The organism is Pelagibacterium lentulum (genome assembly GCF_003992625.1).
In the GTDB taxonomy this organism is placed as follows: domain Bacteria; phylum Pseudomonadota; class Alphaproteobacteria; order Rhizobiales; family Devosiaceae; genus Pelagibacterium; species Pelagibacterium lentulum.
This window is the reverse complement of sequence record NZ_RZMW01000020.1, coordinates 52836-78804: the sequence shown is the minus strand read 5'-3', so window position 1 is coordinate 78804 and position 25969 is coordinate 52836. Positions and strand designations below refer to the sequence as shown.

The window sequence follows — 25969 nt, the reverse complement described above, 5'->3', positions numbered from 1 at the left end:
TCGCAGACATGAAGACCCGTGCAGCAGTGGCCTTTGAGGCCGGTAAGCCGCTCGAAATTGTCGAGTTGGATCTTGAAGGGCCCAAGGCTGGTGAAGTTCTGGTCGAAATAAAGGCCACAGGCATCTGCCATACCGATGAATTCACGCTATCGGGCGCCGATCCTGAAGGACTGTTCCCCTCGGTTCTGGGCCATGAAGGCGCGGGCATCGTCGTTGATGTCGGCGCTGGCGTAACGAGCGTAAAGAAGGGCGATCACGTCATTCCGCTTTATACGCCCGAATGTCGTGAGTGTCCGTCCTGTCTGTCGCGCAAAACCAACCTCTGTACGGCAATTCGGGCAACCCAGGGGCAGGGTCTTATGCCGGACGGGACCACGCGTTTCTCCTACAAGGGCAAGCCGGTCTACCATTACATGGGCTGCTCGACCTTCTCCAATTACACGGTGATGCCGGAGATCGCCGTTGCCAAGATCGATCCAAAAGCGCCCTTCGAGACAGTCTGCTATGTGGGCTGTGGTGTTACAACCGGTGTCGGTGCGGTGCTCAATACCGCCAAGGTGGAGCAGGGAGCAACGGCGGTTGTGTTCGGGCTTGGCGGTATCGGTCTTAATGTCATTCAAGGCCTGAAAATGGCCGGGGCCGACATGATTATCGGGGTCGATCTCAACGACGACAAGAAGGAATGGGGCGAGCGCTTCGGCATGACCCATTTTGTCAATCCCAAGCAGATTGACGGCGATATCGTTGCCCATCTGATCAACATGACAAAGCGCGGGGCCGACCAGATCGGGGGTGCGGACTACACATTCGACTGCACCGGTAATGTGACGGTTATGCGCCAGGCGCTCGAGGCCAGTCATCGCGGTTGGGGCAAGTCGGTCATCATCGGGGTTGCGGGGGCAGGGCAGGAAATTTCCACCCGCCCATTCCAACTTGTAACCGGGCGCACATGGATGGGCACTGCCTTTGGCGGTGCGCGCGGACGCACCGATGTGCCCAAAATCGTCGCTTGGTATATGGATGGAAAAATCCAGATCGATCCGATGATTACACACACATTGCGTCTGGAGGACATCAACAAGGGATTCGATCTCATGCACAAGGGCGAGTCGATCCGGTCTGTGGTGCTGTTCTGAGTGGCGGCTCCTCAAATCTACGTCGATGCGGATGCCTGTCCGGTCAAGGGTGAAATCATCCGGGTGGCCGAAAGGCATGGCCTTGCCGTTACCTTTGTTGCCAATTTCGGGCTGCGTCCGTCACGCGATCCGATGATCCGAAACGTCATGGTTCCGCAAGGGGCCGACATCGCCGATGACTGGATTGCAGAGCACGCGCAGCCTAACGATGTTATCGTGACTTCGGACATACCCTTGGCCAGCCGGGTTCTGGAAAAAGCGGCGCATGCCATCGGGCCGACCGGCAAAGGGTTTACAGAGCAATCGATAGGGATGGCGCTGGCCATGCGGGAGTTGAACCAGCATTTGCGGGAGACCGGCGAAAGCAAGGGCTATAATGCCAGCTTTACGGCCAAGGATCGTTCGGCGTTTTTACAGGCGTTCGATGCTCTTGTTCAGCGGGCAAAGCGGGCGGCTGGTGCAGTTTAGAGTGCTGCAAGTTCTGCTTTTTGCGCTATCACCCTATGCCGTTGCCGGAACCGCTCGTTCTTTTTCAATACGGTGCTGGTCGCCGCGGCAGTGAACGCCGCAGTCGCGCTGGCATCATAGGACTATGGAGTTGTGATGGAAAAGACTTCGGCCAGCAGGGCGTTCGGCGGGGTTCAGGGCGTTTATAAGCATCGGGCAAAAACTACCGATTGCGACATGACGTTTGCCGTGTTCGTGCCACCGCACAACGAAGGCCAGAAACTTCCCGTGCTCTGGTATTTGTCCGGGCTGACTTGCACCCATCAGAACGTCATGGATAAGGGCGAATATCGGCGCAAGGCGGCAGAACTCGGGCTTATCGTTGTTTGTCCGGACACCTCACCGCGCGGGGAAAGGGTGCCGGACGAGCCGGACAACTGGCAATTTGGCTCAGGTGCGGGTTTTTATCTCGATGCGAAGCAGCCGCCATACGACCGCAACTATCGCATGCGCAGCTATATTGCCGACGAGTTGCCTGATCTGATCGCCAAACATTTTCCTGCGGATATGACCCGGCAGGGCATTTTTGGCCATTCAATGGGTGGTCATGGTGCGTTGACGCTTGCGCTTGGCAATCCGGGGCAGTTTCGCTCCTGTACGGCCTTTGCGCCAATCGTGAACCCGATGGAGGCTGATTGGTCCAAACCGGCCTTTGAGAAGTATTTGGGCGCCGATGAGTCCGATTGGCGGGCATATGACGCATGTGCGCTTGTGGCCGATGGCGCACGGTTCGATCAGATCCTCATCGATCAGGGGGCTGCGGATGGCTTTCTGGAAAGCGGCCTCATGCCCTGGCGCTTTGCAGAGGCCTGCGCGCAAGCCGGAATCGATCTGACCCTGCGGATGCAGGAAGGATACGACCATTCCTATTTCTTCATATCGACCTTTATGGATGACCATTTGAACTGGCACGCCGAGCGGTTGAAGTAACGATTCATTAAGTATAAATTTCTCTATTTGGAACGACTTGTTAACCATAATCGCCAAGAGTGATCGAGCGTTTTTAGTGCTTGATTTGGTGTGTTTGTGGTGTTGCGTTTTAGTCTTGTTCTTATTGCGCTTGGCGTAACACTTTGTGGTTGCGCCAAGCCTCCACAGTTACAGCCGCAGCTTGCTGCTTATGTCGGCCATGATACTGACATGGTGATGACTGGCTCAATCAGCGCCGATTTATCATCGGAAGATATTGCAATGCAGCCCATGCCGACACCCGTCGGACGCGGCGTTCTTGCCGGACGGACCATTACCGTTGCTGATGGCAGTCAGATAAGTCTGTTGCCTGGTGAAGTTGTGCTGACATTCGACGATGGCCCGCGTCCGGGGAAAACGGAAGCCATTCTCGATACGCTTGAGGCCTTCAACGTCAATGCCACATTCCTGATGCTGGGTTCGGCAGCACAGCGCCATCCCGAGCTGGCGCGTGCCGTTGCCAGGCGAGGTCATGCTATCGGCAGTCATACTTACGATCATGCGGATTTGACGACACTGTCTCAAACCGAAGCCATAGCCGAGATACAGGCCGGCCATATGGCCGTTTCCGATGCCCTCGCAGCGGGTGGCTATGAAGCGTCACGCTTTTTCCGCTTTCCCTACCTCTCGGAAAACGGGCTTCTTCGTGCCAGTGTCGTTGAAGGCGATCTGATCGTTCTTGGTGTCGACATTGATTCCAAGGACTATTTCAGGTCGACGCCGCAAGAGGTGATGGACCGGACGCTTGCGCGATTGGAAGCGCGGGGTAAGGGGGTGGTGCTGTTCCACGACATCCATGACCGGACGGTTACTATGTTGCCGCGCTTTCTGGCCGAGCTTGAGGAGCGTGGCTATAGCGTCGTCAGCTTGCGTACGACTGGCGGTGGCGTGTTTTCGAGAGACCTGATTACAGCCGCCTTGCCTGAAGGCAAGGCCGACTAGCTTCGCCCTGCCGTAGCTGCAAAAAGAGCAATCGCCGCCGCGTTAGAGACATTGAGCGATTTGATAGGGCCGGGCATGTCGAGCCGGACCATTTCATCGCAAAGTGAGCGGGTTTTCTGCCGCAGTCCCTTACCTTCGGCGCCCAGCACAATTGCCAGTTTCTGCCCGGTGGGGCGCTGCTGCAGCAAGCCGTCGGCTTCCGAATCAAAGCCAAGGCATAACAGACCCCGATCCTTCAGCGTCTCTAGCGTTTCGCCGAGATTGCGCACTTCAACGAGCGGTATCATGTCGAGCGCACCGGAGGCGGACTTCGCCAGAACACCGGTTTCGCGCGGAGCGTAGCGCGCCGTCGTGATCACGGCATCGGCACCAAAGGCGCAGGCTGTGCGCAGAATCGCACCGACATTATGCGGGTCAGTGACCTGATCGAGCGCGATCACCAGGTCGAGCTTTTGCACGTCATCGAGGCGATAGCGATCCACCGGATCGACTTCCAGGGCAACGCCCTGATGGACGGCATCGGCGCCCAATAACTTGTCGAGATCGCGCGGCGTTTTTTCCTCGATCCGAAGAGAGGGCAGTTCGCCGCCCTCGCGCAGGCGGTTGAGGCCGTTGGGCGTAGCGAGCAAAACGCGTTTTTTCCGCCGGGTGTTGTCCAGCGCAGCGCGGACCGTATGCAGGCCATAAAGATAAACCGGCCCGCTGTCGGGATCGATAACAGGGCGCTTTTTGGGCGGAAACTTGTTTTTGCTCATGGGCGAGGGGTAGCGGTTTTCTCAAATTCGGGCAAGCAGGAAGACAATGTGGAAAGGATATTGAATTTCCGCGATATAGCTGTTGACACGAGGCAGTCCTGCCAGCATAAACCGGGCCGTGATGTTGATCGGCAACGGTCTGCATCGCACCTCGCTTCGCCAATGTGACGATTGGGGAGGGGTGGGAGAGTGGTTAAATCCATCAGACTGTAAATCTGACGCCTATGGCTACACTGGTTCGAATCCAGTCCCCTCCACCAAATTCGTCCTTGCAGCCCCGCAATAATCCGGGCAGGTTAGCAGGCAAGCGATGACACCCTTGAGCGGGTGTAGCTCAATGGTAGAGCAGAAGCCTTCCAAGCTTACGACGAGGGTTCGATTCCCTTCACCCGCTCCAACTCCGCTTCAAACCTTACGACAGCACTTTGATCCACCGAGCGTCTTTTCTGCGGTCGGGATTTTGCGCGCAGGAGGTGTTGCCTTGCTCCGATGCCTCCAGGCCTTGCAGGTTGGTCGAAGTCGCCGCCAGATGTCGAGACTTTGCGAAATTGTAAGAGATTTGTTCGTAGGTCTCGTAAATTGCGCAAATCGCGGTAATCTGCACGGCAATAGCGGAGGACATTCATGCAGGAAGTCATCAACGCGCTCGAGCAAAAGCGCGAGCGGGCAAGGCAAGGCGGTGGTGCAAAGCGCATTGAGACTCAGCATGCAAAGGGCAAGCTGACCGCGCGCGAGCGGATCGACGTGCTGCTCGATCCGGGCAGTTTTGAAGAATACGATATGTTCGTGACCCATCGCACTCGTGATTTCGGCATGGACAAGCAGATTGTGCCCGGCGATGGCGTGGTGACGGGCTGGGGCACGATCAACGGCCGCCTGACGTATGTATTCTCGCAGGATTTTACGGTTTTCGGTGGCTCGCTCTCGGAAACCCATGCCCAGAAGATATGCAAGATAATGGACCTGGCGGTCCAGAATGGTGCCCCGATCATCGGGCTGAACGATAGTGGCGGAGCTCGTATCCAGGAGGGCGTTGCCTCGCTCGGCGGCTATGCGGAAGTGTTCTGGCGCAATGTTCAGGCGTCGGGCGCGGTGCCGCAGATTTCCGTCATTATGGGACCATGCGCGGGTGGGGCGGTCTATTCCCCGGCGATGACCGATTTCATCTATATGGTCAAGGACACGAGCTACATGTTCGTGACTGGTCCCGATGTGGTGAAAACCGTCACCAACGAGAGCGTAACCCACGAAGAACTGGGCGGTGCGTCCACCCATACCCGAATTTCCTCGGTCGCCGATGCGGCCTTCGACAATGACATCGAAACGCTGCTCGAAGTGCGGCGGTTGTTCGATTTCCTGCCGCTTTCGGCCCGCGAAAAGGCACCGCGCGTTGCGACAAACGATCAGGTGGATCGGCGCGAGGATAGTCTCGATACGCTCATCCCGGCCAGCGCCAACATGCCTTACGACATGCGCGAAGTGGTCGAAAAGGTTGCCGACGAAGGCGAGTTTTTAGAACTTCAGCGCGATCATGCCGGCAATATTCTAATCGGGTTTATTCGTCTTAATGGGCAGAGCGTGGGTGTTGTCGCCAACCAGCCACTGGTGCTGGCCGGGTGCCTCGACATTAACGCCTCCAAGAAGGCGGCACGGTTCATCCGCTTTTGCGACAGTTTTGACATTCCCATCCTCACTTTTGTCGATGTTCCGGGCTTTTTGCCCGGCGTCGCGCAGGAATATGGCGGCATTATCAAGCATGGCGCCAAGCTGCTGTTTGCCTATGCCGAGGCGACGGTGCCCAAGGTCACGGTCATCACGCGCAAAGCCTATGGCGGGGCCTATGACGTCATGGCCTCAAAGCATATCCGCGCTGATGTAAACTACGCCTGGCCGAGCGCTGAAATCGCCGTGATGGGCGCCAAGGGTGCGACCGAAATCCTTTATCGCTCCGAACTTGGCGATGCGGAAAAGATCGCGGCACGTACCAAGGAGTATGAGGACCGTTTTGCCAATCCTTTTGTTGCTGCCGAGCGTGGCTTTATCGATGATGTCATCATGCCGCACAACACCCGCCGCCGCGTGGCGCGGGCTTTTGAAAGCCTGAAGAACAAGCAGGCGCATGTGCCGATCAAGAAACACGGGAATATTCCGCTGTGAGGTCCCTCTAGATGTTCTCAAAAATTCTCATAGCCAACCGTGGCGAGATCGCCTGCCGCGTTATCAAGACGGCCCGCAAAATGGGCATCGCAACGGTTGCGGTCTATTCGGATGCGGATCGGGATGGGCTGCATGTGAAAATGGCCGATGAAGCCGTTCATATCGGCGCTGCTCCGGCCAGCCAGTCTTATCTCGACATCGAAAAAATCGTGGCGGCTTGCAAACAGACCGAAGCTGTGGCCGTCCATCCGGGCTACGGGTTCTTGTCCGAAAATCCGGTCTTTGCCGAACGGCTTCGGCAGGAAGGGATTTATTTCATCGGCCCGCCGGTAAAGGCCATTCAGGCGATGGGCGACAAGATCACCTCGAAAAAGATTGCGGCGGAGGCTGGCGTTTCGACTGTGCCGGGGCATATGGGCCTTATCGCCAATGCCGCGGAAGCTGCGAAAATTGCCAAGAAAATCGGCTTTCCGGTGATGATTAAGGCGTCGGCCGGTGGCGGCGGCAAGGGGATGCGCGTCGCCTGGAACGATAGTGAAGTCAAGGAAGGCTTCGAGCGGGCAAAGTCGGAAGCAGCGTCCTCGTTCGGTGACGATCGCATCTTCATCGAAAAGTTCATTGAAGAACCCCGGCATATCGAAATTCAAATCCTCGCCGACGCCCAGGGCAATTGCATTCATCTGGGCGAGCGCGAATGTTCCATCCAGCGCCGCAATCAGAAGGTGATCGAGGAAGCGCCCTCGCCATTCCTCGATCCAGAAACCCGCACGAAAATGGGCGAGCAGGCCGTCGCGCTGGCTAAGGCGGTCAACTATGTCAGCGCGGGAACGGTGGAATTTATCGTCGATAAGGACCGCAATTTCTACTTTCTGGAGATGAACACACGGCTGCAGGTCGAGCATCCAGTGACCGAGTTGGTCACAGGGATCGATCTTGTCGAGCAAATGTTGCGCATTGCCGATGGCCAAGCTCTTGCTATCGCGCAGGAGGACGTCATTCTCAACGGCTGGGCGGTAGAAGCGCGCATTTACGCTGAAGACCCCTACCGCAATTTCCTGCCCTCCACAGGACGTCTGAAGCGTTATCGCCCGCCCGCAGAGGAAGCGTCGGCGCAGCTTGTGGTGCGCAACGATACCGGCGTTTATGAGGGCGCTGAGATCAGCCCCTATTATGATCCGATGGTTGCCAAGCTCGTGACCTGGGCGCCGGAACGTATCGCGGCCATCGACGGGCTTGCGGTCGCGCTCGACCAGTTCGACATCGACGGGATCGGGAACAATATTCCGTTTCTTTCGACCGTTGCCCAGCAGCAGCGTTTTCGCGAGGGGCGCCTGACAACTAACTACATCGCGGAAGAATTTCCCGAAGGTTTTTCGGGCAATGCGCTCGACGACGAAACGCTTTCGACCCTTGCTGCCCTGGCGTGCCGCGCCGCGTTTCAGGTCGAAACGCGCGGCTTTGCCGATTCACGGCCGTTAAACGGCCATGTGATTGCCGAGCGCTCGGTGTTGATCGGGGACAGGCGGTGGGACTTTTCCATTCCGAAGTCCGATGAGTCCTTTGTGCTTATGACAGACGACGGGCTCAGCTTTCTGATCGAGGACGGATGGCAGCCCGGCGCGAGCCTGACAGCAACCGAAATCGATGGCCGTATTCTCTATGTCCAGATGGATCGGATCACGTCGGGTTTCCGCATCCGCTATCGCGGTGCTGATCTCGTTGCCAAGGTGGTGTTGCCCCATGTTGCGGACCTTAGCCGCTATATGCCGGTCAAATCCCCGCCCGATATGAGTAAATATCTGCTGTGTCCGATGCCGGGCCAGATCGTTCGCCTCGACGTTGCAGAAGGTGATATTGTCGAACAGGGTCAGCCGCTTGCTATTGTCGAGGCCATGAAAATGGAAAATGTGCTTCGGGCGGAGCGCCGGGCCAGAGTCGCGAAAATCAACGCGGAAAAGGGTGCCATTCTGGCGGTCGATGCGGTCATTATGGAATTTGAGGCTGTGTGATGGTCTCAAAGGAGGAGGCAGAAGGCATCTGGCAAACGCTCGCGCAGCAGGAGTTGCGCGATACGCCTGTCGATGCTCTCAAGCGTGATTATGGCGGGCTGGAGGTCGATCCGGTCTATCTCGGTGACGACGGCGCGATACCCGGTGTCGAGCCGTTCACCCGCGGCGTGCGGGCAACGATGTACGCCAACCGGCCCTGGACTATCCGGCAGTATGCCGGCTTTTCAACCGCTGAAGAGAGCAACAGGTTTTACCGGCAGGCGCTTGAGCGCGGGCAGAAGGGCTTATCGGTCGCCTTCGATCTGGCCACCCACCGAGGCTATGATTCCGATCATCCGCGGGTTGTGGGCGATGTCGGCAAGGCAGGCGTCGCCATCGATAGCGTTGAGGATATGAAAATCCTTTTCGATGGCATCCCACTCGATGAAATGAGCGTGTCGATGACCATGAACGGTGCCGTTATTCCGGTTCTCGCCATGTTCATCGTCGCTGCGGAAGAGCAGGGTGTCTCCCAAGACAAGCTCTCGGGGACCATTCAGAATGACATTTTAAAAGAATTCATGGTCCGCAATACCTACATCTATCCGCCAGAACCTTCGATGCGGATTGTCGGGGATATCATCGCCCATACCGCCCAACACATGCCGAAATTCAATTCGATTTCGATTTCCGGCTATCACATGCACGAAGCGGGCGCGACGGCGGTGCAGGAACTCGCCTATACGCTGGCCGATGGCATGGACTATGTGCGGGCCGCGCAGGAGCGTGGGCTCGATATCGATAAATTCGCCGGCCGGCTTTCGTTCTTTTTCGGCATCGGCATGAATTTCTTTGTCGAGATTGCAAAGCTGCGCGCAGCACGCACGCTCTGGTCGCGCATCATGACCGATCTGGGTGCAAAAGACCCGCGCTCGAAGATGCTGCGCACCCATTGCCAGACATCGGGCGTCTCGCTCACCGAGCAGGATCCTTACAATAATGTTGTGCGGACGGCATTTGAGGCTATGGCAGCCGTTCTTGGTGGCACGCAGAGCCTGCACACCAATTCGTTTGACGAAGCAATTGCCCTGCCGAGCGAAACTTCGTCGCGCATCGCTCGCAATACGCAATTGATCCTGCAGCACGAAACGCGCGTGACCGATGTGATCGATCCCCTCGGCGGCTCGTACTATATCGAGGCGCTCACCGAACAAATGGTGGCGCAGGCGGAAAAGCTCATTGCCGAGGTTGAAACGCAGGGGGGCATGACAAAGGCTGTCCAGTCGGGCGAGCCCAAACTGGCGATCGAGAAAGCCGCAGCGGTGCGACAGGCCGCTATTGATCGTGGCGAAGAGGTGATCGTTGGCGTCAACCGCTATCGGCTCGACGCTCAGGAGCCGATTGAAACACTCGAGATCGACAATGCCAAGGTTCGTGCTGCCCAGATTGCGCGGCTCGAGCAGTTGCGAAACACCCGTGATGAGGCGCGCTGCCAGTCAGCACTTTCCGCACTGCGCGAATTTGCGGCCATGGATGAAGGCAACCTTTTGGAAGCCGCTATTGAAGCGGCCCGGGCGCGCGCCAGTCTTGGGGAAATCAGCCTGGCTATGGAAGATGTGTTTGGGCGCTACAACGCGACAACCCGCGTGCTTTCGGGCGTCTATGCGTCCGAATATGCCGACGATCCGCAGTTCGAGCAGGCAAGAGAGCGGATCGCAACCTTCCAAAAGGCCCATCGGCGCCCACCGTCGATCTTTGTCGCCAAGATGGGGCAGGATGGCCATGATCGCGGCGCCAAGGTCATTGCAACTGCTTTTGCCGATATCGGGTTCGATGTGCATATGGGCCAGCTTTTTGAAACCCCGCATGAGGTTGCAGCCCATGCCGATGAACTCAAGGTGGATGCTGTGGGCGTGTCCTCGCTGGCTGCAGGCCACAAGACGCTGGTGCCCGAATTGATTGCAGCCCTGCGCGAGCGCGATCTCGACGAGGTGGCTGTCTTTGTCGGCGGTGTAATCCCCTCAACCGATTACGACTTTTTACGTGAAGCTGGTGTGAGCGATATTTTCGGGCCGGGCACCAATGTGCTCGACGCTGCATTTTCGGTACTAGACCGCATCGAAGGAAAGCTCTCCAACCGATGATCGGGCGGCTCAATCACATCGCTATTGCCGTGCCGGATCTGGATAGGGCGGCGGCGAAATATCGCGACGATCTGGGGGCGCATGTCAGCGCGCCACAAGCCCTGCCGGAACACGGCGTCACGGTCGTTTTCGTCGATACCGGCAATACCAAGGTGGAACTGCTCGAACCTCTGGGCGATGAGTCCCCGGTCGTCGGCTTTCTGGCCAAAAATCCTGACGGCGGTATGCATCACATGTGCTTTGAAGTGCCCGACATCATGGCCGCGGCAAAGCAATTGCAGGCAGCCGGCGCGCGGGTGCTGGGCGATGGACAGCCGAAGATCGGCGCACATGGCTTGCCCGTCCTGTTCCTCCACCCCAAGGACTTTTGCGGCACGCTGATTGAGTTGGAGGAAAGCGGAAAGGATTGATCCTTTCCGCATCGTGGAAAAAAGGCCATCATGCGTTGCTTACTGCCCATCGAGGCAGGATCACGAAGATGGTACTTGGCTGCCGGTGCAGGCTTTTGAGGAGGAGCAATGGAAAACGGAGAGCCGCAAGACGGCGGAACCGTTCAGTCGGTCGATCGCGCCATGCGCTTGCTGGAATTGCTTTCCGGAGCCACCGGCGGCATTCGCCTTACCCAGATCGCTCGCAATGCCGGACTGTCTCCTTCAACCGCGCATCGGTTGCTGACGACCTTGGAAAGCAGACGCTTTGCGCAATATGATCCGCTCAAGCGCACATGGCATGTGGGGCAGACTGCATTTTCGGTCGGTCAAAGCTTTGTGCATCGACATGCCTATTCTGCCGCCGCATTGCCGATCCTGCGCCGGTTGCGGAATGAGACGCGCGAAACAGCTAACCTTGGTGCGTGTATCGATGGCGATCTGTTCGTGCTCGAGCAGATACCAAGCCGGGAAATCGAAAAGTCGCTTTGCGGTGTGGGTGGCCGGTTGCCTTTGCAATATTCCGGCATGGGCAAAGCGCTTCTAGCCGCCTTTGCCAAGGACCAGTGGAACAGCGAAGGGCCGTCTCGCTCCCGCCTGTCCGCCAGCAGCCTTGCGCAGATTTCCGAACAGGGCTTTGCCGTCGATAATGGAGAAATAAACCCCGACCTGCGGTGTGTTGCCTCGGTGGTCTATGATCACCGTTCCGAGCCGTGTTGCGCTATTTCGATTTCCGGTGCCGCGCACCGCGTCTCAGATGCGCGGATCGAGCAATTGGGGGCAATCGTCAGGGATGCTGCAAGCGAACTCACGAGCATCATTTCCCGTCACTGACTCCGCGGTCAGCGATGCACCCTGCGGCTTTCCAGGGCAACCTTGACCAACATTGTCAGGAGAGCGATTACAGTCAGCGTCGAGGCGGCAGCAAAAGCACCGGTGACGTTCAGATCGTTGAACAGCAGCTCGATCTGCAACGGCAGGGTATTGGTGCGGCCACGGATAGCGCCCGATACGACCGATACCGCGCCGAATTCGCCCATTACACGCGCATTGCAGAGTACCGCGCCATACAGCAGCGCCCAGCGAATGTTGGGCAGTGTCACATACCAGAATGTCTGAAACCCCTTAGCGCCCAACGACAGCGCGGCTTCTTCGTCCTCCGAACCCTGCGTCTGCATCAGCGGTATCAACTCGCGGGCGACAAACGGTGCCGTCACGAACATCGAGACAAGGACAATGGCGATGGGGGTGAACATGATCCTGATGCCGAGATCGGCAAGCAGGGGGCCGAACAGCCCCTGAGCGCCATAAAGAAACAGATAGATCACACCGGCAACGATGGGCGACACCGAAAAGGGAATATCGATGATCGTGGTCAGCAGCTTGCGTCCGGGGAACCGGAAGCGGGTCACAAGCCATGCAGCCGCAACGCCGAAAACAATGTTTATGGGCACAACGATGAGGGCGGTCATCACCGTGAGGCCGATGGCGTGCAGCGTATTGGGTTCAAGGATATTGGCCAGATAGACTTCAATGCCAGCCCGGAAGGCATAGACGAAAATCACGCTGATCGGCACGCCGAGCATCACAACGGCGCCAAGCAATGCCAGCCCAATCAGGCCGATTTCGGCGCCTGAACGCTTATGTTTGCGTGGTGCGGTCGGGTTAACGGCTACGGTCTGCATAGCGCACCTGCCAAGCCTGAAGAATGTTTGTCAGAAAAAGGGTTATGAAAGCGACTGCAAGCAGCACTGAGGCCAGCGCCGCCGCAGCGCCGTAATTGTATTCTTCGAGCCGGATGAAAACGAGCAGAGAGGTTACTTCGGTTCTAAAGGGCAGGTTGCCGGCTATGAAGACGATGGCGCCGAATTCGCTCATCGAACGCGCAAAGCAAAGCACCGATCCGGAGAGAAAGGCAGGTGTAATCTGCGGCCAGATCACCCGCGAAAATGTCTGCCAGCGCGTAGCGCCGAGCGAGGCTGCCGCCTCTTCAAATTCCGGGCCCAGATCTTCAAGCACCGGTTGCACCGAGCGCACAACGAAGGGCAGCGAGGTGAAGGCCATCGCCATAATGACACCCGGCAATGCGAATGCAAACTGGATGCCCAGCGGTTCGAGAAACTGTCCGATCCAGCCGTTGCGGCCCAGCACGGTAACGAGCGCCAACCCGGCAACGGCGGTTGGAAGGGCAAATGGAAAGTCGACAAGCATATCGAGCAGGCGCTTGCCGGGAAATTCGTACCGGACCAGCACCCAAGCCAACAGCAGGCCGAACAGCGCATTAAAGACCGTTGCAGCAAGAGCAGCGGTCAGCGTGATCTGATAGGTGGCAATCGCGCGCGGCTGGCTGATCTGACGCCAATATTCGGCCCAGCCCAATTCGGTGGTTTTGAGGACCATCGCGAGCACTGGAAGCAAAATGATCAGGGTCACATAGAGCAGGGTGATGCCCATCGTCAGCCCGAAACCGGGCAAAACCCGACGTGTCGCGGGCCGTGATCGTGTCATCACTGCAAGGCTCATGGCCGTTTCCTGTCAAATCAGAATGGCGGCGCAGTCTAAAACCGCGCCGCCACCCGATGGTCTTATGGATTTACTGGTTGACGAATACCTGATCGAGCAGGCCGCCTTCGGCGAAATGCTCAGTAGTGATTTCATCCCAAGTGCCAAAAACCTCGGCAGGATCGAACAGACGCACGTCCGGCAGCATGTCGGCATAGGCTGCTGCCACATCTTCATTGGTCACGCGATAATAGAACGATGCGACGATGTCCTGACCTTCCGGGGTGTAGAGGAATTCAAGATAATCCTCCGCAATATCCCGGCTGCCGCGCGCATCGACAACTGCGTCCACAACGGCGACCGGGAAATCGGCCTTGAGGCTGACCGAAGGCACGACGGCTTCAACGACGCCGGTTCCGAACTCGTCGCGGATATTGTTTACTTCGGATTCAAACGTAATCAGTACGTCGCCGATGCCCTGTTCGACAAAGGCCGTGGTTGCGGCGCGTCCGCCTGTCGGGAAGCCTGGAACCGAAAGAAACACGTTGCGCAGATAGTCCTCGACCTGAGCCTGATCGCCGCCAAAGACTTCCTCGGCGTAGGCGCGGGCAGCGAGATAGGTATAACGTGCGTTGCCCGACGTCTTGGGATTGGGGAAGATCACTTCCACATCGTCGCGAACGAGATCGTCCCAGTCCTGAATGTTCTTGGGATTGCCGGCGCGTACGAGGAATGCGGGCAGCGAATAGTAGGGTGAGGCATTGTTGGGCAACCGTTCGCGCCAGTCCTCGCCGACAAGCCCGTTGACTTCGAGCAATTCGATATCGGTGGCCTGGTTGAAGGTCACAACATCGGCCTCAAGGCCTTCAATGATGGCACGCGCTTGCGCCGATGTGCCGGCATGGGACTGCTCTATCGAAAGCGCGATACCGGTCTGTTCTTCATAGTAGGGAACGAATGCCTCGTTGACTGCTGCGAACAACTCGCGCGCAATGTCGTAGGAAACATTGAGGAGCGTTGTCGGCTGGGCCTGTACGGCAGGGGCGCCAAGACCCAGAGCCAGCACACTGGCAAGGACCAACTTCTTCATAATGATTTGTTCTCCGGCAGAAACGCAAGGGGATATGCTTTGGCCCAAGTCTATCAATCGGGCTGAAACTAACAAGCGTAAGCCGTTGTGCCGTAAAACTAATTCCCTTCGTGATCGGCGTCGGCAATGGCGTTTTGTTTTTGCTGTCAAAGCCGCGCGGCCATTCTACGGAATGGCGGAAAGACGAAACGGGAAAATGCGCGCCTTTATCGCATGAAAGCGTCATTTACGCCGTATTCAGGCGACTTTCGACAGAAAGAACGCGCACGTACAAGGCCTCACCCGTTCATGTGAAAACGGGCGGCGCGGCGCAAAGCCGTTTCTCTGACTTATAGAACAAGAATGGACGTTAAAGCTGGACGATCAATTGGGCTTCTGCGCTTTTTTTCAGTAAAGCCAGTTTGATCAGATTGTCGTTTACGCAATGATGGTCTTTTGCAATTTTTTCTGCGCTCTTCTGGAGCTTCAATATCATTCTCTCATGGCTAACCACTTCGTCTCGCACCGATTGTGCGACGGTTTGCTCCGAGTTCATTGTTGGCCTCCCGCATAGTTCATCGGAATATAACCACACATCATGAATTCATATTAACATGGATTAGTGACAGCAGTTAGGCATTTTGCTCAAAGTTGAGCACTTGGTTTACTGAGTCGATAAAATGCAATCTTGGCAAGCACCTAAGGGCCTTTGGGGTTGCATGGCGCTCTCGACATAAGAGGCAGTACCGTCATTCCCGCTCCCCGCAATCGGCGCCGATCTGCGGGGAGCGACTACTCAAGATCAGAACAGTTCGTTGGTGTAGAACGCGGTGAAGTCTGGGCGCTCGTTCAGCGGGTTGCCGTCCATGTCACGCAGAATGCCGTTCTCAAAGAGGAAGCTGCCCATGGCTTCCATCTTTTCTGGGTTTAGCAGGCCAACCGCGCCATCTTCGGAGCGCAGGAAATTGCCGTCGATCAGCGCTTGCAACGAAGCTCGAACGAAATCGCGATCGGTCAGCGCGTCCGGGTTTTCCGAGATCAGGATGTCTGTGGCTTCATCGGGGTTATCGACAGCATAAGCGTAACCGCGCTGGGTTGCCTTAATGAAGGCCTCGGCGGCTTCACGATTGTCTTCCAGCCAGCTTTCGCGTGTCGCGATATAGCCGGTATGCTGGTCGGGTACGCCATAATCGCCATAGTAGAACGCACCTTGCGGGCGCCCGTCGAGGTCGGCGCGCACGCCTTCCCATGTGGCAACTTCCAGCGTGAAGTCCACAGCGCCATTGGCCAGTGCTTCGTAGGCAGAGGTGCCCAGCGTTACAATCTCGAATTCGCCTTCGCCGCCATCATGCTGGATCATCGCGCTGATCAGCGCGCGCTCCCAGTCGCTACCAAAACCGGCATAGATCTTGCCGTCCAGATCACTCGGACGTTCGATGTCGTCGCGATTGCCATCAAACACCAACCGCCCGGTTTCCGATTGCGATACGGCATAGGTCGCGATCAGATCCGCCCCTGCAGCGCGTTGCGCGAACAGCGCCATGGAACTGACGTGGCCAAAGTCAGAAACGCCATTGGCAACCAACGTTCCGGCCGCCGTATCGGCATAGGGCAGGATCTGCACCTCCACTCCCGCTTCTTCGTAAAAGCCTTTTGCGCGGGCAACGAACAGCCCGATGTGATTGGTGTTAGGTGTCCAATCGAGTGCCATGGAAACGGAATGTTCCTGGGCGGTCGCCTGGCCCGCTGAAGACAAAGTGGCAGCGATGGCGAGAGAAAAAAGTGCCGTACGTGTGTTCATGGTCATGCCTTATGGGCTTTGGGTTGCAGAAGGGTTTTGAGAATGTCGCTTTCAATGGCGCTCGCCTCTGGCGAGGGCACAGACCCGCGCGGTCGCGGCAAGGGTACGGAAATTTCCTGTTTCATTCGGGCCGGACGACCCGTAAGCAGGTAAATCCGGTCCGACAGCAGCACGGCCTCGCGGACGTCATGGGTAATCAACAGCACCGTCCAGCCATGCTTTTCCCGCATCGATTGCAGCCAGTGCTGCATCTGGGTCCGGGTCAGTGCATCGAGCGCGCCGAATGGCTCATCGAGCAGCAACATGGCCTTGTCCTGCGCAATCGTGCGCATCAGCGCGGCTCTCTGGCGCATGCCGCCGGAAAGCTGTGCCGGGTAATGCTGCTCGAAACCTTCGAGCCCGAATTCGGCAAAGAGCGGCGCAACACGCTGCCTTGCCTTGGCGCGCTTTACGCCCTGTACTTCGAGCCCGAGCGTGGCGTTGTCGATGATCTTGCGCCACGGCATCAGCGCATCACGCTGAGGCATGAAGGCAAACGGGCGTTTGGACTCGCTCAACGGCTTGCCGTTGAGCAAGATTTCCCCGCTATCGGGCTTGAGCGCGCCGGTCAGCAGTTTCAGGATCGTGGATTTCCCGGTCCCTGACGGGCCGAGTACGGAAACAAATTCGCCCGGATGCACTGAAAGCGTTACATCGGCAAGCACATTGAGCGCATCGAAACGCTTGCGCACGCCGCGCATTTCCAGGTGAACACCGCTCATTTGGCCTTGTCTCCCTCAAGGCGCGTCCATGGAGTGGAAAGGCGCTGGATGAGAACGATTGCGCCGAACAAGGCGAGGGTCAGTGTCGAACTGACAAGCACTGCTGCCAGCACAAGATCGGGCCGGAAATTGTTCTTGGCGTTGAGGATATAAATGCCAAGTCCCTGCACCGCTCCGGCATATTCTGCAAAGATTGCCGCAACCACCGCATAGGTGATCGAAATGCGCAATCCTGCGAAGAAGTAGGGCAGGGCCGATGGCAGCCGCGCCATCAGGAAAATCTTGTGCCGAGGCGCATTCATCGACACAAGAAGGTCTTCCAGGTCCTTGCTTGTTGAGCGATAGCCCTCAACCAGTGCCACCAGCATGGGGAAAAAGGTCACAAGCGCCACAAGCATGATCTTGGGAGTCAGCCCGAACCCGAACCAGAGCACGATCAGGGGCGCAATAGCGACCAGTGGCAGCGTCTGGGTGATGATGAGGACCGGAAAGAGTGCGCGCCGTAATGGGCCGTAGAAATCGATCAGAACCGAGAAAAGAAAGGCAGCGGTCAGCGATGTCGCGAAACCGAAAACGGTCGCGCGGATGGTTGCCAGCGTGTTTGTCGCCAGTGCCGCGCGATGTTCAACGGTTTGGGCCACAACCCGCGAAGGCGCGGGTAGGGTGGTGGGCGATATGCCCGATATAAGGACATAGGCTTCCCAGGCAAGAAACAGCCCTGCTACGGCGCCTATGGCCGGTATGGCATTGATGAACATGGGCATCAGCCCATGCGATTTCGGTTCACTTCGGGGCATATCGGTCGGCCTTGCCGCGATGGGATTATTTCAGCGATGGGCTGTTGGCGGAAACGGTCAGATCGATCGTCACATGGCCCTCGGGCGGGCCGAACCGGCAAAATGCCATCTGCACCGTGCGGAACACCGCGCCTGCATCGCCACCCAGTTTCGTGCAGAAATTTTTGGCTTTGGCAAAGGTGCCGGACTGCTTGAGAAAGTCTATGCAGCTATAGATTTCATCCATGTGATCGCCCGAACCCATCACATAGAGCGAAAACTGCGCCGCAGCCTCTATGTCGCTCATGGGCGCAGCCTTGACGGCGGCTATGGCTTCCCCGATCCGTTGCTCGGCGCTCATGTCGTGGTGGCCCAACGCCGACGTGTCGCAAATGCCGTCGTCAGGCTCGCCGGGGCACCCACGGGAGATCGTGGCGTGCAGCACGACATGTTCGCCCGATCTTGCGGCGGTTGCGAACAGGTCACGCATGGCAGGAAAGATGACTTCTGGAGGACCGACAATCAGTGTCGATATGTCATCTGTCTCGACGCGCATACGGTCGCGATAGGGCTCGAATGCTTCGAGAGCCTTGGTGATAACGCCGACGAAATCGCCGGTCATGGGATATAGGGAAATTTGTGCGCCTGAGAACATGGTCCGCCTCGCTCCGCTGGTATTATCCAGATCAGCTTTAGGGTCCAAAGGCTTGGCGCCTTCATCTCAGCCCCGGCGATACGGAGCACCCCTGTCGAATGGCCGCAGTGAAATCAGAATTCGTCGGGCAGCGCAAGCCCTCACAATCGCATTTTGATCGATTGCAAGGAAGCTGCTGGTTGGTTGTCTATGCGCCTTCGACTATTGAAAACCCTTCAAATGCAGGGCTTCCGATATAGCTTGGCTTTGTGTCACCGGCCTGTTTATGGGCATCGCGAAAATTTTGGGATTTGGTCCAACTCTCGAAGGCATCATAGCTCGCCCAGGTCGAATGAGAGACATAAAGCGTATAGTTCTCGTCTCTGTTTGCTGGTCCGCGCAACAGCTTGAAATCGATGAATCCTTCCATCTCGTCCAGGCGGGATTTGCGCGTTTTCCATACGGCCTCAAATTCATCCACTGAGTCCGTTTTCACCTTGAAGCGGTTCATGGCAATGAACATTTTCTCGTCCTTTGCGGTTTGGCTAGGTCAATGGGGAGATGGGGGCGAGTTGGCGCCGCGGCAAGGGGCGTGGGCCGGAATTTTGCTTGTGCGGCCGGGCTTTGCCATGCGCGCGATCCTGTATATCGTGAGGTTGTTTAAGGCAGGATCGAGGGCGGGCAGATGTCCAGTGTAAAGTTTGGGACGAGCGGGCTGCGGGGCCTTGCTCATGAGTTGGCTGGCGCAGCAACCCAGCAGTACGTGGCAGCATTTCTCGCTGCACTTGAGGCGGATGAAACTGTGAGCCTTGGCGCGGGAGGGCCGATCTTTCTGGGCCAGGACCTGCGGCAATCCAGTCCCGACATCGTTGCCGACTGCGCTGCGGCCATTGTCGCGCGGGGCTATGTGCCAATCGATTGCGGGGCTATTTCCACGCCGGCACTTGCCCATTATGCCATGGGGAAAGTTGCGCCTTCGATCATGGTGACAGGGAGCCATATTCCGGCCGACCGCAATGGTCTGAAATTCTATCGCCCGGATGGCGAAATCACCAAGGCAGACGAAACCGCTATTGTCGATCTGGCGCAAGACGTCGACTCATCCGTAACAACCGCCGGGGACATTGAACGCGATCATCTGGCAGCAGCCGCCTACCGGGAACGCTATGCGGCTTTGTTGGTTTCAAAGCCCTTTTCCGGGCTGCGCATAGGCGTGTTCGAGCACTCCAGCGTCGCGCGCGATGACCTTGCATGGATGGTCGAGACAGGCGGAGGTGAGGCCATCCGGCTAGGGCGCGTCGAAACCTTCGTTCCTGTCGATACCGAGGCCTTTAACGACGATGTTTTTGCCCCACTCCCTGGCTGGATAGAACAGCATCGCCTTGATGGCATCATCTCGACCGATGGCGATGGCGACCGCCCGTTACTGATGGATGAGATGGGTAATTTTGTGCGGGGAGATGTTCTCGGCGGCATCGCGGCATTGATGATGTCGGCCGATTGTATCGTCACGCCTATATCCTCAAATTCGGGCGTCGAGCGGCTTAATACTGATGCCAAAAGCATTCGCACCCGCATCGGTTCTCCCTTTGTCATCGCGGGCATGGAAGAAGGCAAGGCATCGGGATTTCGACGCGTAATCGGGTTCGAGCCAAATGGCGGGACATTGGTCGGCACCGATACGGCAATCATGGGGCAGCGCGTTTCGGCGCTTCCGACACGAGATGCGTTGCTGCCGCTCATTTGCACATTGCTACATGCTCAAAGCCAGAAAATTCCAATTTCTCAGATGGTTGCCAACCTGCCGTTCCGGGCAGCAATGGCGAATCGGCTCACCGATGTCGATATGATGCGTGCTGCCAAATGGCTCACGCAACTGACTGAAAATGAGTCGTTCTCGCGCGATTTTCTTGCGCCTCTTGGCGAGGTGGCGAACTCCAATTTCATCGACGGCGCCCGGTTTGAACTTGGCAATGGTGACATCATTCATTTTCGCGGTTCGGGCAATGCACCTGAAATGCGATGCTATGTCGAAGCCGGTAATGAACGGCGCGCGCAGGCACTTTTGAAGTGGGGATTGGACGCTGCGGGAAAAGCCGTGCGCGACTGATTTTTCATCATTCCGAATAACGGCCCATAAGTTTGCGTTAAGGGCCACTTTCCCCCGCTTTTTGGGCAAAAATAGCTGTAAAACCTTGCGTTAAGGGAGTAGATTCCGGAGGTCGGCTTTGAAGAGTCGGATAAGCTGAATTCAGTTTAAAAAACATGGAAATAGCGCCAGTGCAGCGGCTGGCTACGGGAGAGTTTTGAAGTGAGCAAGCCAGGCGGCAATTCCAACGGTACGGGACCGAATTTACGGTCGCGGGCGTGGTTCGATAATCCGGAAAACCCTGATATGACAGCGCTTTATCTCGAGCGCTATATGAATTACGGGTTGTCGCGTGAGGAGCTTCAATCGGGCAAGCCGATTATCGGCATTGCGCAAACCGGTTCGGACCTGTCCCCATGCAACCGCCATCATGTTATTTTGGCAGAACGAGTGCGAGAAGGCATTCGGGAAGCAGGCGGTATCGCGCTCGAATTTCCGGTGCATCCGATTCAGGAAACCGGCAAGCGGCCAACTGCCGGGCTTGATCGGAATCTTGCCTATCTCGGGCTTGTGGAAGTGCTTTACGGCTATCCGCTCGACGGCGTTGTATTGACCATCGGCTGCGACAAGACCACTCCTGCCATGCTCATGGGCGCGGCGACCGTCAATATCCCGGCGATTGCGCTGTCGGTTGGCCCGATGCTCAACGGCTATCATCGCGGTGAGCGTACTGGCTCGGGCACAATTGTCTGGAAGGCCCGCGAAATGATGGCTGCAGGCGAGATCGGGTACGAAGAATTCATCGAACTCGTTGCATCCTCGGCCCCATCGGTCGGCTATTGCAACACGATGGGCACGGCGACGACCATGAACTCTCTGGCCGAAGCGCTGGGCATGCAATTGCCCGGTTCGGCAGCGATTCCGGCGCCCCATCGCGACCGGGCCGAGATGGCCTATCGCACCGGCAAGCGGATTGTCGAGATGGCGCTGGAAGACCTGAAACCGTCCGACATCATGACAAAAGACAATTTTATCAATGCGATAGTGGTAAATTCGGCGATTGGCGGTTCGACCAATGCCCCGATCCATATTAACGCAATTGCGCGCCATATCGGGGTGGAACTGGAAATCGATGAATGGCAGGAACACGGACATCACGTGCCGCTTCTGGTCAATCTCCAGCCCGCCGGAGAATATCTTGGAGAAGATTATTTTCGCGCAGGTGGGGTGCCTGCTGTCGTCAATGAGTTGATGGCGCAGGGGCTGATCCGCGAGAATGCTCCGACTGTCAACGGCAAGACCATGGGTGAGAATTGCCGCAACACGCCGATCCTGGACGATAACGTCATCAAGCGGTTTGATAATCCGATGAAAAAGGATGCCGGGTTTGTGGTTCTGCGCGGCAATCTTTTCGATAATGCGATCATGAAAACCAGCGTGATAAGTCCGGAATTCAAGGAGCGTTACCTGTCAAACCCAGACGATCCCAATGCTTTCGAGGGCAAAGCTGTCGTTTTCGACGGGCCGGAAGATTATCATGAGCGGATCGATGATCCTGCCCTTGAGATCGATGAGCACACCTTGCTGTTTATGCGTGGTGCCGGGCCGATCGGGTATCCGGGTGCTGCCGAGGTGGTCAATATGCGACCGCCCGCCTATCTCATCAAGAAGGGGGTGCATGCTCTGGCTTGCATTGGGGACGGTCGGCAATCGGGCACATCGGGTTCGCCTTCCATCCTCAATGCGTCACCCGAAGCGGCGGCAAATGGCGGGCTTGCCATTCTCAAGAGTGGCGACCGCGTTCGGATCGATCTCAACCGGGGCGATGCCAATATTCTGATTTCAGAGGATGAAATCGCTGAGCGGTATCAGGCTCTGCTGGCTGATGGCGGTTACAAATATCCCGATCATCAGACGCCGTGGCAGGAAATTCAGCGCAATTATGTCGATCAACTCGGCAATGGTGCGGTGCTCAAACCTGCTGTCAATTATCAACGGATTGCCCAAAGCAAGGGTGTACCGCGCGACAACCACTGACAATTGGAACAAGAAGCAGAAAAGCCGGTCACGCGACCGGCTTTTTTTGTTGCAGCCCCCAGTTCAGGCCTTTTTGCGTTGCTCGCGGAAAAAGATGAACAAACCGGATGCGACGATGATCGCAGCGCCAACCAGCATCATGGCTCGTGGCAGATCACCAAAGAACAGCCATCCCAGAATGATCGCCCAAGGCAACAATGTATATTGGAAGGGCGCGACGATTGCGGCGTCGGCGAGCTTCACAGCGCGATTGACGCAGATATGAGCCAGCATAGCCACAACGCCCAGCAGGCCGAGCAGCGCAAAGTCGATTCCCGTTGGCATGACCCAATCGAACGGCGCCAACACCAATCCGGCGATCCCTGCGCCTGCAATCTGCCAGAAAACAAGGGTTTTATCAGGAGTGCCACGCAAGGTGCGTCCCGTTATCACCATCAATGCAAAGGCCAGGGTGCCGATGATTGCGACTGCGATGGCGATCGGTTCCACTTCGCCTTCCGGGGCAAGCGCGATGAGCACGCCGATAAAGCCGATGAAAATCGCGGTCCAGCGCATCCATCCAACTTTTTCTCTCAAAAGGAAGGGCGACATGGCGGCGACATAGATTGGCGCAGCCAGCCAATAAGTCATCACATCGGCGAGCGGCAGATAATAGACGGCCCAGTAAAAGCAGAACACTTCGGCCGTTGAGAACACCACCCGCGCGGCCTGCAGTCCGGGCCGTTCGACCTTGAAAACGGTGTCCATCCCTGCGCGCCAGACAAATGGCAGGAGAATGACGAATGCAACCGCGCTGCGGATCAGCAGCACCTGCCCTACAGAATAAGTGGCCACCAACCACTTGCCCATCGCATCGTTCAGCGAAAACAGGAACATGCCAATCAGCATCACAACGATGCCTTTGGCTGTCGGCGAAAGTAGCGACCAATTGTTGAGGGCGTAATTATTGCTGCTCATATCGGCTCTCCCCGCCGCGTTACATCGGAAAGCTTGTGAATAGCGTCCTTGCGTGTGAAAATATGCGGCAGAAGTTCAACGCCAAGTCCCGGCGTGTCATCGAGCGAAATCTGCCCGTTCTCGACCTTCGGCAAGTTCGTGACGAGTTCAGTATACCAGCCGGTATAAAATGCACGGACGGACTCTTGTATGAGGGTATTTCTGGCGTGCAGCGAGAACTGACATGAAGCCATGAACACCACCGGCCCGGTGCAATCGTGCGGAGCGACCGGAACATGGTGCGCTTCGGCCATGCCTGCGATCTTGCGCGCCTCTGACAGGCCGCCACACCAGGACAGGTCGAGCATTGCAACGCCTGCAACTCCGGTTGCGAGATAATCGCGGAAGGCGTGAGGATAGGCGAGAGTTTCCGATGCGCAAATCATGGCGCGGGAATGGGGAGCATAGGCCTTGAGCGTTTCGAGGCTGTCCATGCGCACCGGATCTTCATGCCAATAGGTATCGTATTCGGTGAGCGCGCGGGCTATGCGTTGGGCAGCGGGGAGCTGCCACAGGGAATGAAATTCGACCATGATGTCCATCTTGTCGCCGACTGCCTTGCGGATTTTCTCGAAAGGCAGCAGTGCTTCGCGCAACTCCCGCGGGGAAATATCGAGCCCATGCGTACGCTCGGCGGCAATGTCGAAAGGCCAGATCTTCATGCCGGTAATGCCCTGCTCGAGCAGGGAATGGGCAAGGTCGTCGGCACTGTTCAAGAAGGCATCGAGATCTTCGTAAGGTCCCGATTTCTGAGGGCCAAGTCCCCAGTTTTCGACGGCTTGGGCGCGGGCATCGCGGACATATCGATAGCCTGCGCATGTGTTGTATGTGCGAACCGTATCGTGGCTCTTTCCGCCCAGTGCAATGCTGACCGGTATGCCGAGCGCTTTGCCGAAAATATCCCAGAGCGCAATGTCGATTGCCGAGTTGCCGCGGGTTTCGACGCCGGCGCCACGCCAGCCAAGATACCCAATAAGATCGCGATTGATCGCTTCGATCTGTAACGGATCGCGGCCGATCAGCTTTGACGCTACAGTTTCGTGGATATAGGCTTCGACCGCAGCCGCGCCCATAAAGGTCTCACCAAGCCCGGAGATGCCTTCATCGGTCCTGATGAGAATCCAGATAATATTGGCAAATTCGCCGAGCCTCAAAGTCTCTACGGCGGTGATCTTCATGTGCGGAGGCCGAGTTGAAGGCGGGGACGGCAGGCGGGACTGTCATGTCCCGCCTGCTAGATTGTCGTTAGTTACGGATTTCGTCGAGCGCTGCCATCATGCGATCGACAACTTCCTGGCCGATTTCCCCTGCGTGGCGTTCGTAAACGCCTTGCACGGCGTCACGGATTTCAGCCATGGCATCGTCGGCGATTTCGTTGACCTGCATGCCGGCATCGATCACGCGCTGAAGCGACTGCCCGGACAATTCGCGGCTGGCCGCCCGCTGAACGTCACGCCCGATTATCGCGCAATCGATCAGAATCTGTTGCTCTTCTTCAGAATAGGTATCGAAGATCGGCTTGGAGAACAGCACCATGAACGGGGTGTAGGCGTGGTTGGTGACCGAGAGATAGTCCTGCACTTCATAGAATTGCGAGGTATCGATGGTCACGAACGGATTTTCCTGGGCGTCGATGGCGCGGGTTTCCAGCGCGGTGAACACTTCACCGAAGGCCATGGGCGTTGCGTTGGTGCCCAGGGTCTGGAAGGTGTCGAGGAAGATGTTGTTCTGCATCACGCGCACCCGCATGCCGTCGAAATCGGCCAGGGTTTCAACCGGGCGAACCGAGTTGGTGAGGTTGCGGAAACCGTTCTCCCACCATGCGAGGTTCACAAGATTGGACTCGGGCAACATGTCGTTGATGTAGTCGCCGAATTCTCCATCGAGGATGGCATCGGCTTCCGCCGCGTCGGCAAACAGGAATGGCAGGTCAAAAACACCCAGAGCTGGTTCGATGCCAACCAGCGGAGAGGTCGAGGTGATGACCATTTCCTGGGTGCCCGAGCGCAGAGCCTGGGTCGCCTGGAGATCGTCGCCAAGAGCCGAACTCCAGAAGGCATTGAGCGTCCATGCGCCATCGGTGCGCTCGGTGGTGCATTGAGTCATAGCTGCCACGCCGTCACCAACCGGGTGATCTTCGGCAACACCGTTAGAAATGGTAATGGTGCGCTGGGAAATTTCAGCATGCGCCGGCAGGGCCACGCTGAACATCAATGTGGCCGCGAGGCCGGTAGCAACAAAGGTCTTCATGGTCTTCTCCTCCAATAGTTTTTCAGTT

Annotated in this window: 24 protein-coding genes, 2 tRNA genes and 1 riboswitch; of the genes, 13 read left to right on the top strand and 13 right to left on the bottom strand. The window is 57.1% G+C overall.

The annotated features are described in order from the left end of the window. The first annotated feature begins 8 nt into the window (after positions 1–8). The 4 genes from EO133_RS06010 to EO133_RS05995 all read left to right on the top strand — a co-directional run bounded on the left by EO133_RS06010 (position 9) and on the right by EO133_RS05995 (position 3554). Positions 9–1136, top strand: a complete 1128-nt coding sequence (locus tag EO133_RS06010) for an S-(hydroxymethyl)glutathione dehydrogenase/class III alcohol dehydrogenase (RefSeq protein ID WP_127071756.1) — start codon at positions 9–11, stop codon at positions 1134–1136. Further along, a complete protein-coding gene (locus tag EO133_RS06005) occupies positions 1137–1604 on the top strand; it encodes a YaiI/YqxD family protein (protein ID WP_127071755.1) in 468 nt (155 codons plus the stop codon). A 135-nt stretch (positions 1605–1739) separates the two neighbouring features. Beyond that, positions 1740–2573, top strand: coding sequence for an S-formylglutathione hydrolase (fghA, locus tag EO133_RS06000; RefSeq protein WP_127071754.1), 834 nt, complete (start codon positions 1740–1742; stop codon positions 2571–2573). 99 nt (positions 2574–2672) lie between these two features. Further along, positions 2673–3554: a polysaccharide deacetylase family protein gene (locus tag EO133_RS05995; RefSeq protein ID WP_244640874.1), complete on the top strand. Its 882-nt coding sequence runs from the start codon at positions 2673–2675 to the stop codon at positions 3552–3554. On the opposite strand, the gene rlmB is transcribed toward EO133_RS05995, so the two are convergent. After that, positions 3551–4309: a 23S rRNA (guanosine(2251)-2'-O)-methyltransferase RlmB gene (gene rlmB, locus EO133_RS05990; RefSeq protein ID WP_127071753.1), complete on the bottom strand. Its 759-nt coding sequence runs from the start codon at positions 4307–4309 to the stop codon at positions 3551–3553. The genes EO133_RS05995 and rlmB overlap by 4 nt on opposite strands. A gap of 175 nt (positions 4310–4484) precedes the next feature. On the opposite strand from rlmB, the gene EO133_RS05985 reads away from it, so the two are divergent. The 7 genes from EO133_RS05985 (at position 4485) to EO133_RS05955 (ending at position 11860) form a co-directional block, all read left to right on the top strand. Then, positions 4485–4569 (top strand) — tRNA-Tyr (locus EO133_RS05985). Positions 4570–4632: 63 nt separating this feature from the next. Further along, a tRNA-Gly gene (locus EO133_RS05980) sits at positions 4633–4706 on the top strand. 227 nt (positions 4707–4933) lie between these two features. After that, the gene (locus EO133_RS05975) at positions 4934–6466 is read left to right on the top strand and encodes an acyl-CoA carboxylase subunit beta (RefSeq protein ID WP_127071752.1); all 1533 of its coding nucleotides are present in this window, start codon (positions 4934–4936) and stop codon (positions 6464–6466) included. Positions 6467–6477: 11 nt separating this feature from the next. Beyond that, positions 6478–8475, top strand: coding sequence for an acetyl-CoA carboxylase biotin carboxylase subunit (locus EO133_RS05970; RefSeq protein WP_127071751.1), 1998 nt, complete (start codon positions 6478–6480; stop codon positions 8473–8475). After that, the gene (gene scpA, locus EO133_RS05965) at positions 8475–10598 is read left to right on the top strand and encodes a methylmalonyl-CoA mutase (protein ID WP_127071750.1); all 2124 of its coding nucleotides are present in this window, start codon (positions 8475–8477) and stop codon (positions 10596–10598) included. Before EO133_RS05970 ends, scpA begins: the two co-directional genes overlap by 1 nt. Further along, the gene (gene mce / locus EO133_RS05960; protein WP_127071749.1) at positions 10595–11008 is read left to right on the top strand and encodes a methylmalonyl-CoA epimerase; all 414 of its coding nucleotides are present in this window, start codon (positions 10595–10597) and stop codon (positions 11006–11008) included. Before scpA ends, mce begins: the two co-directional genes overlap by 4 nt. 108 nt (positions 11009–11116) lie before the next feature. After that, on the top strand, positions 11117–11860 hold the full coding sequence (locus EO133_RS05955; RefSeq protein WP_127071748.1) for an IclR family transcriptional regulator: 744 nt from the start codon (positions 11117–11119) through the stop codon (positions 11858–11860). Between the two features lie 8 nt (positions 11861–11868). Here EO133_RS05955 and cysW read toward each other — a convergent pair whose 3' ends face one another. From cysW to hmuQ, 9 genes are all read right to left on the bottom strand, one after another. Further along, complete coding sequence (gene cysW, locus EO133_RS05950) at positions 11869–12711, bottom strand: sulfate ABC transporter permease subunit CysW (RefSeq protein WP_127071747.1); 843 nt, start codon at positions 12709–12711, stop codon at positions 11869–11871. Beyond that, positions 12692–13549: a sulfate ABC transporter permease subunit CysT gene (gene cysT / locus EO133_RS05945; RefSeq protein ID WP_127071746.1), complete on the bottom strand. Its 858-nt coding sequence runs from the start codon at positions 13547–13549 to the stop codon at positions 12692–12694. Before cysT ends, cysW begins: the two co-directional genes overlap by 20 nt. A 70-nt stretch (positions 13550–13619) precedes the next feature. Next, a complete protein-coding gene (cysP, locus tag EO133_RS05940) occupies positions 13620–14618 on the bottom strand; it encodes a thiosulfate ABC transporter substrate-binding protein CysP (RefSeq protein WP_127071745.1) in 999 nt (332 codons plus the stop codon). 349 nt (positions 14619–14967) lie between these two features. Continuing rightward, positions 14968–15153: a hypothetical protein gene (locus EO133_RS05935; protein WP_127071744.1), complete on the bottom strand. Its 186-nt coding sequence runs from the start codon at positions 15151–15153 to the stop codon at positions 14968–14970. 246 nt (positions 15154–15399) lie between these two features. After that, positions 15400–16404 (bottom strand): ABC transporter substrate-binding protein, encoded by a 1005-nt coding sequence (locus EO133_RS05930; RefSeq protein WP_127071743.1) that lies wholly within the window; start codon positions 16402–16404, stop codon positions 15400–15402. Beyond that, positions 16401–17159 carry an ABC transporter ATP-binding protein gene (locus EO133_RS05925; protein ID WP_127071742.1) on the bottom strand — a complete coding sequence of 253 codons (759 nt, stop codon included), beginning with the start codon at positions 17157–17159 and terminating at the stop codon, positions 16401–16403. The genes EO133_RS05930 and EO133_RS05925 overlap by 4 nt, the downstream gene beginning before the upstream one ends. Further along, entirely contained in the window at positions 17156–17956 is an 801-nt protein-coding gene (locus EO133_RS05920) for an ABC transporter permease (RefSeq protein WP_127071741.1), read from the bottom strand. Before EO133_RS05920 ends, EO133_RS05925 begins: the two co-directional genes overlap by 4 nt. Before the next feature lie 25 nt (positions 17957–17981). Then, complete coding sequence (locus EO133_RS05915; protein WP_127071740.1) at positions 17982–18590, bottom strand: YkoF family thiamine/hydroxymethylpyrimidine-binding protein; 609 nt, start codon at positions 18588–18590, stop codon at positions 17982–17984. Then, a riboswitch (TPP riboswitch) is annotated at positions 18582–18693 on the bottom strand. It overlaps the preceding gene by 9 nt. Positions 18694–18777: 84 nt before the next feature. Then, the gene (hmuQ, locus tag EO133_RS05910; RefSeq protein WP_127071739.1) at positions 18778–19092 is read right to left on the bottom strand and encodes a heme-degrading protein HmuQ; all 315 of its coding nucleotides are present in this window, start codon (positions 19090–19092) and stop codon (positions 18778–18780) included. 162 nt (positions 19093–19254) lie between these two features. On the opposite strand from hmuQ, the gene EO133_RS05905 reads away from it, so the two are divergent. Next, the gene (locus EO133_RS05905; RefSeq protein WP_127071738.1) at positions 19255–20679 is read left to right on the top strand and encodes a phosphohexomutase domain-containing protein; all 1425 of its coding nucleotides are present in this window, start codon (positions 19255–19257) and stop codon (positions 20677–20679) included. A gap of 201 nt (positions 20680–20880) precedes the next feature. Further along, complete coding sequence (locus EO133_RS05900; RefSeq protein ID WP_127071737.1) at positions 20881–22695, top strand: IlvD/Edd family dehydratase; 1815 nt, start codon at positions 20881–20883, stop codon at positions 22693–22695. 63 nt (positions 22696–22758) lie between these two features. Here EO133_RS05900 and EO133_RS05895 read toward each other — a convergent pair whose 3' ends face one another. From EO133_RS05895 to EO133_RS05885, 3 genes are read right to left on the bottom strand one after another with little or no spacing between them, the layout of a single operon-like run. Then, entirely contained in the window at positions 22759–23652 is an 894-nt protein-coding gene (locus EO133_RS05895) for a DMT family transporter (protein WP_127071736.1), read from the bottom strand. Then, complete coding sequence (locus EO133_RS05890) at positions 23649–24902, bottom strand: mandelate racemase/muconate lactonizing enzyme family protein (RefSeq protein ID WP_280516141.1); 1254 nt, start codon at positions 24900–24902, stop codon at positions 23649–23651. Before EO133_RS05890 ends, EO133_RS05895 begins: the two co-directional genes overlap by 4 nt. 34 nt (positions 24903–24936) lie before the next feature. Beyond that, entirely contained in the window at positions 24937–25941 is a 1005-nt protein-coding gene (locus tag EO133_RS05885; protein WP_127071734.1) for a TRAP transporter substrate-binding protein, read from the bottom strand. Between the last annotated feature and the right edge of the window lie 28 nt (positions 25942–25969).

Bases quoted from the DNA above. Each gene is read 5' to 3' on its own strand.
- cysT (WP_127071746.1), bottom strand. From the start codon at position 13,549: ATGAGCCTTGCAGTGATGACACGATCACGGCCCGCGACACGTCGGGTT.
- EO133_RS06010 (WP_127071756.1), top strand. From the start codon at position 9: ATGAAGACCCGTGCAGCAGTGGCCTTTGAGGCCGGTAAGCCGCTCGAA.
- rlmB (WP_127071753.1), bottom strand. From the start codon at position 4,309: ATGAGCAAAAACAAGTTTCCGCCCAAAAAGCGCCCTGTTATCGATCCC.
- EO133_RS05975 (WP_127071752.1), top strand. From the start codon at position 4,934: ATGCAGGAAGTCATCAACGCGCTCGAGCAAAAGCGCGAGCGGGCAAGG.
- EO133_RS05905 (WP_127071738.1), top strand. From the start codon at position 19,255: ATGTCCAGTGTAAAGTTTGGGACGAGCGGGCTGCGGGGCCTTGCTCAT.
- EO133_RS05970 (WP_127071751.1), top strand. From the start codon at position 6,478: ATGTTCTCAAAAATTCTCATAGCCAACCGTGGCGAGATCGCCTGCCGC.
- EO133_RS05955 (WP_127071748.1), top strand. From the start codon at position 11,117: ATGGAAAACGGAGAGCCGCAAGACGGCGGAACCGTTCAGTCGGTCGAT.
- hmuQ (WP_127071739.1), bottom strand. From the start codon at position 19,092: ATGTTCATTGCCATGAACCGCTTCAAGGTGAAAACGGACTCAGTGGAT.
- EO133_RS05930 (WP_127071743.1), bottom strand. From the start codon at position 16,404: ATGACCATGAACACACGTACGGCACTTTTTTCTCTCGCCATCGCTGCC.
- EO133_RS05915 (WP_127071740.1), bottom strand. From the start codon at position 18,590: ATGTTCTCAGGCGCACAAATTTCCCTATATCCCATGACCGGCGATTTC.
- mce (WP_127071749.1), top strand. From the start codon at position 10,595: ATGATCGGGCGGCTCAATCACATCGCTATTGCCGTGCCGGATCTGGAT.
- EO133_RS05895 (WP_127071736.1), bottom strand. From the start codon at position 23,652: ATGAGCAGCAATAATTACGCCCTCAACAATTGGTCGCTACTTTCGCCG.
- cysP (WP_127071745.1), bottom strand. From the start codon at position 14,618: ATGAAGAAGTTGGTCCTTGCCAGTGTGCTGGCTCTGGGTCTTGGCGCC.
- cysW (WP_127071747.1), bottom strand. From the start codon at position 12,711: ATGCAGACCGTAGCCGTTAACCCGACCGCACCACGCAAACATAAGCGT.
- EO133_RS05920 (WP_127071741.1), bottom strand. From the start codon at position 17,956: ATGCCCCGAAGTGAACCGAAATCGCATGGGCTGATGCCCATGTTCATC.
- fghA (WP_127071754.1), top strand. From the start codon at position 1,740: ATGGAAAAGACTTCGGCCAGCAGGGCGTTCGGCGGGGTTCAGGGCGTT.
- EO133_RS05885 (WP_127071734.1), bottom strand. From the start codon at position 25,941: ATGAAGACCTTTGTTGCTACCGGCCTCGCGGCCACATTGATGTTCAGC.
- EO133_RS05925 (WP_127071742.1), bottom strand. From the start codon at position 17,159: ATGAGCGGTGTTCACCTGGAAATGCGCGGCGTGCGCAAGCGTTTCGAT.
- scpA (WP_127071750.1), top strand. From the start codon at position 8,475: ATGGTCTCAAAGGAGGAGGCAGAAGGCATCTGGCAAACGCTCGCGCAG.
- EO133_RS05935 (WP_127071744.1), bottom strand. From the start codon at position 15,153: ATGAACTCGGAGCAAACCGTCGCACAATCGGTGCGAGACGAAGTGGTT.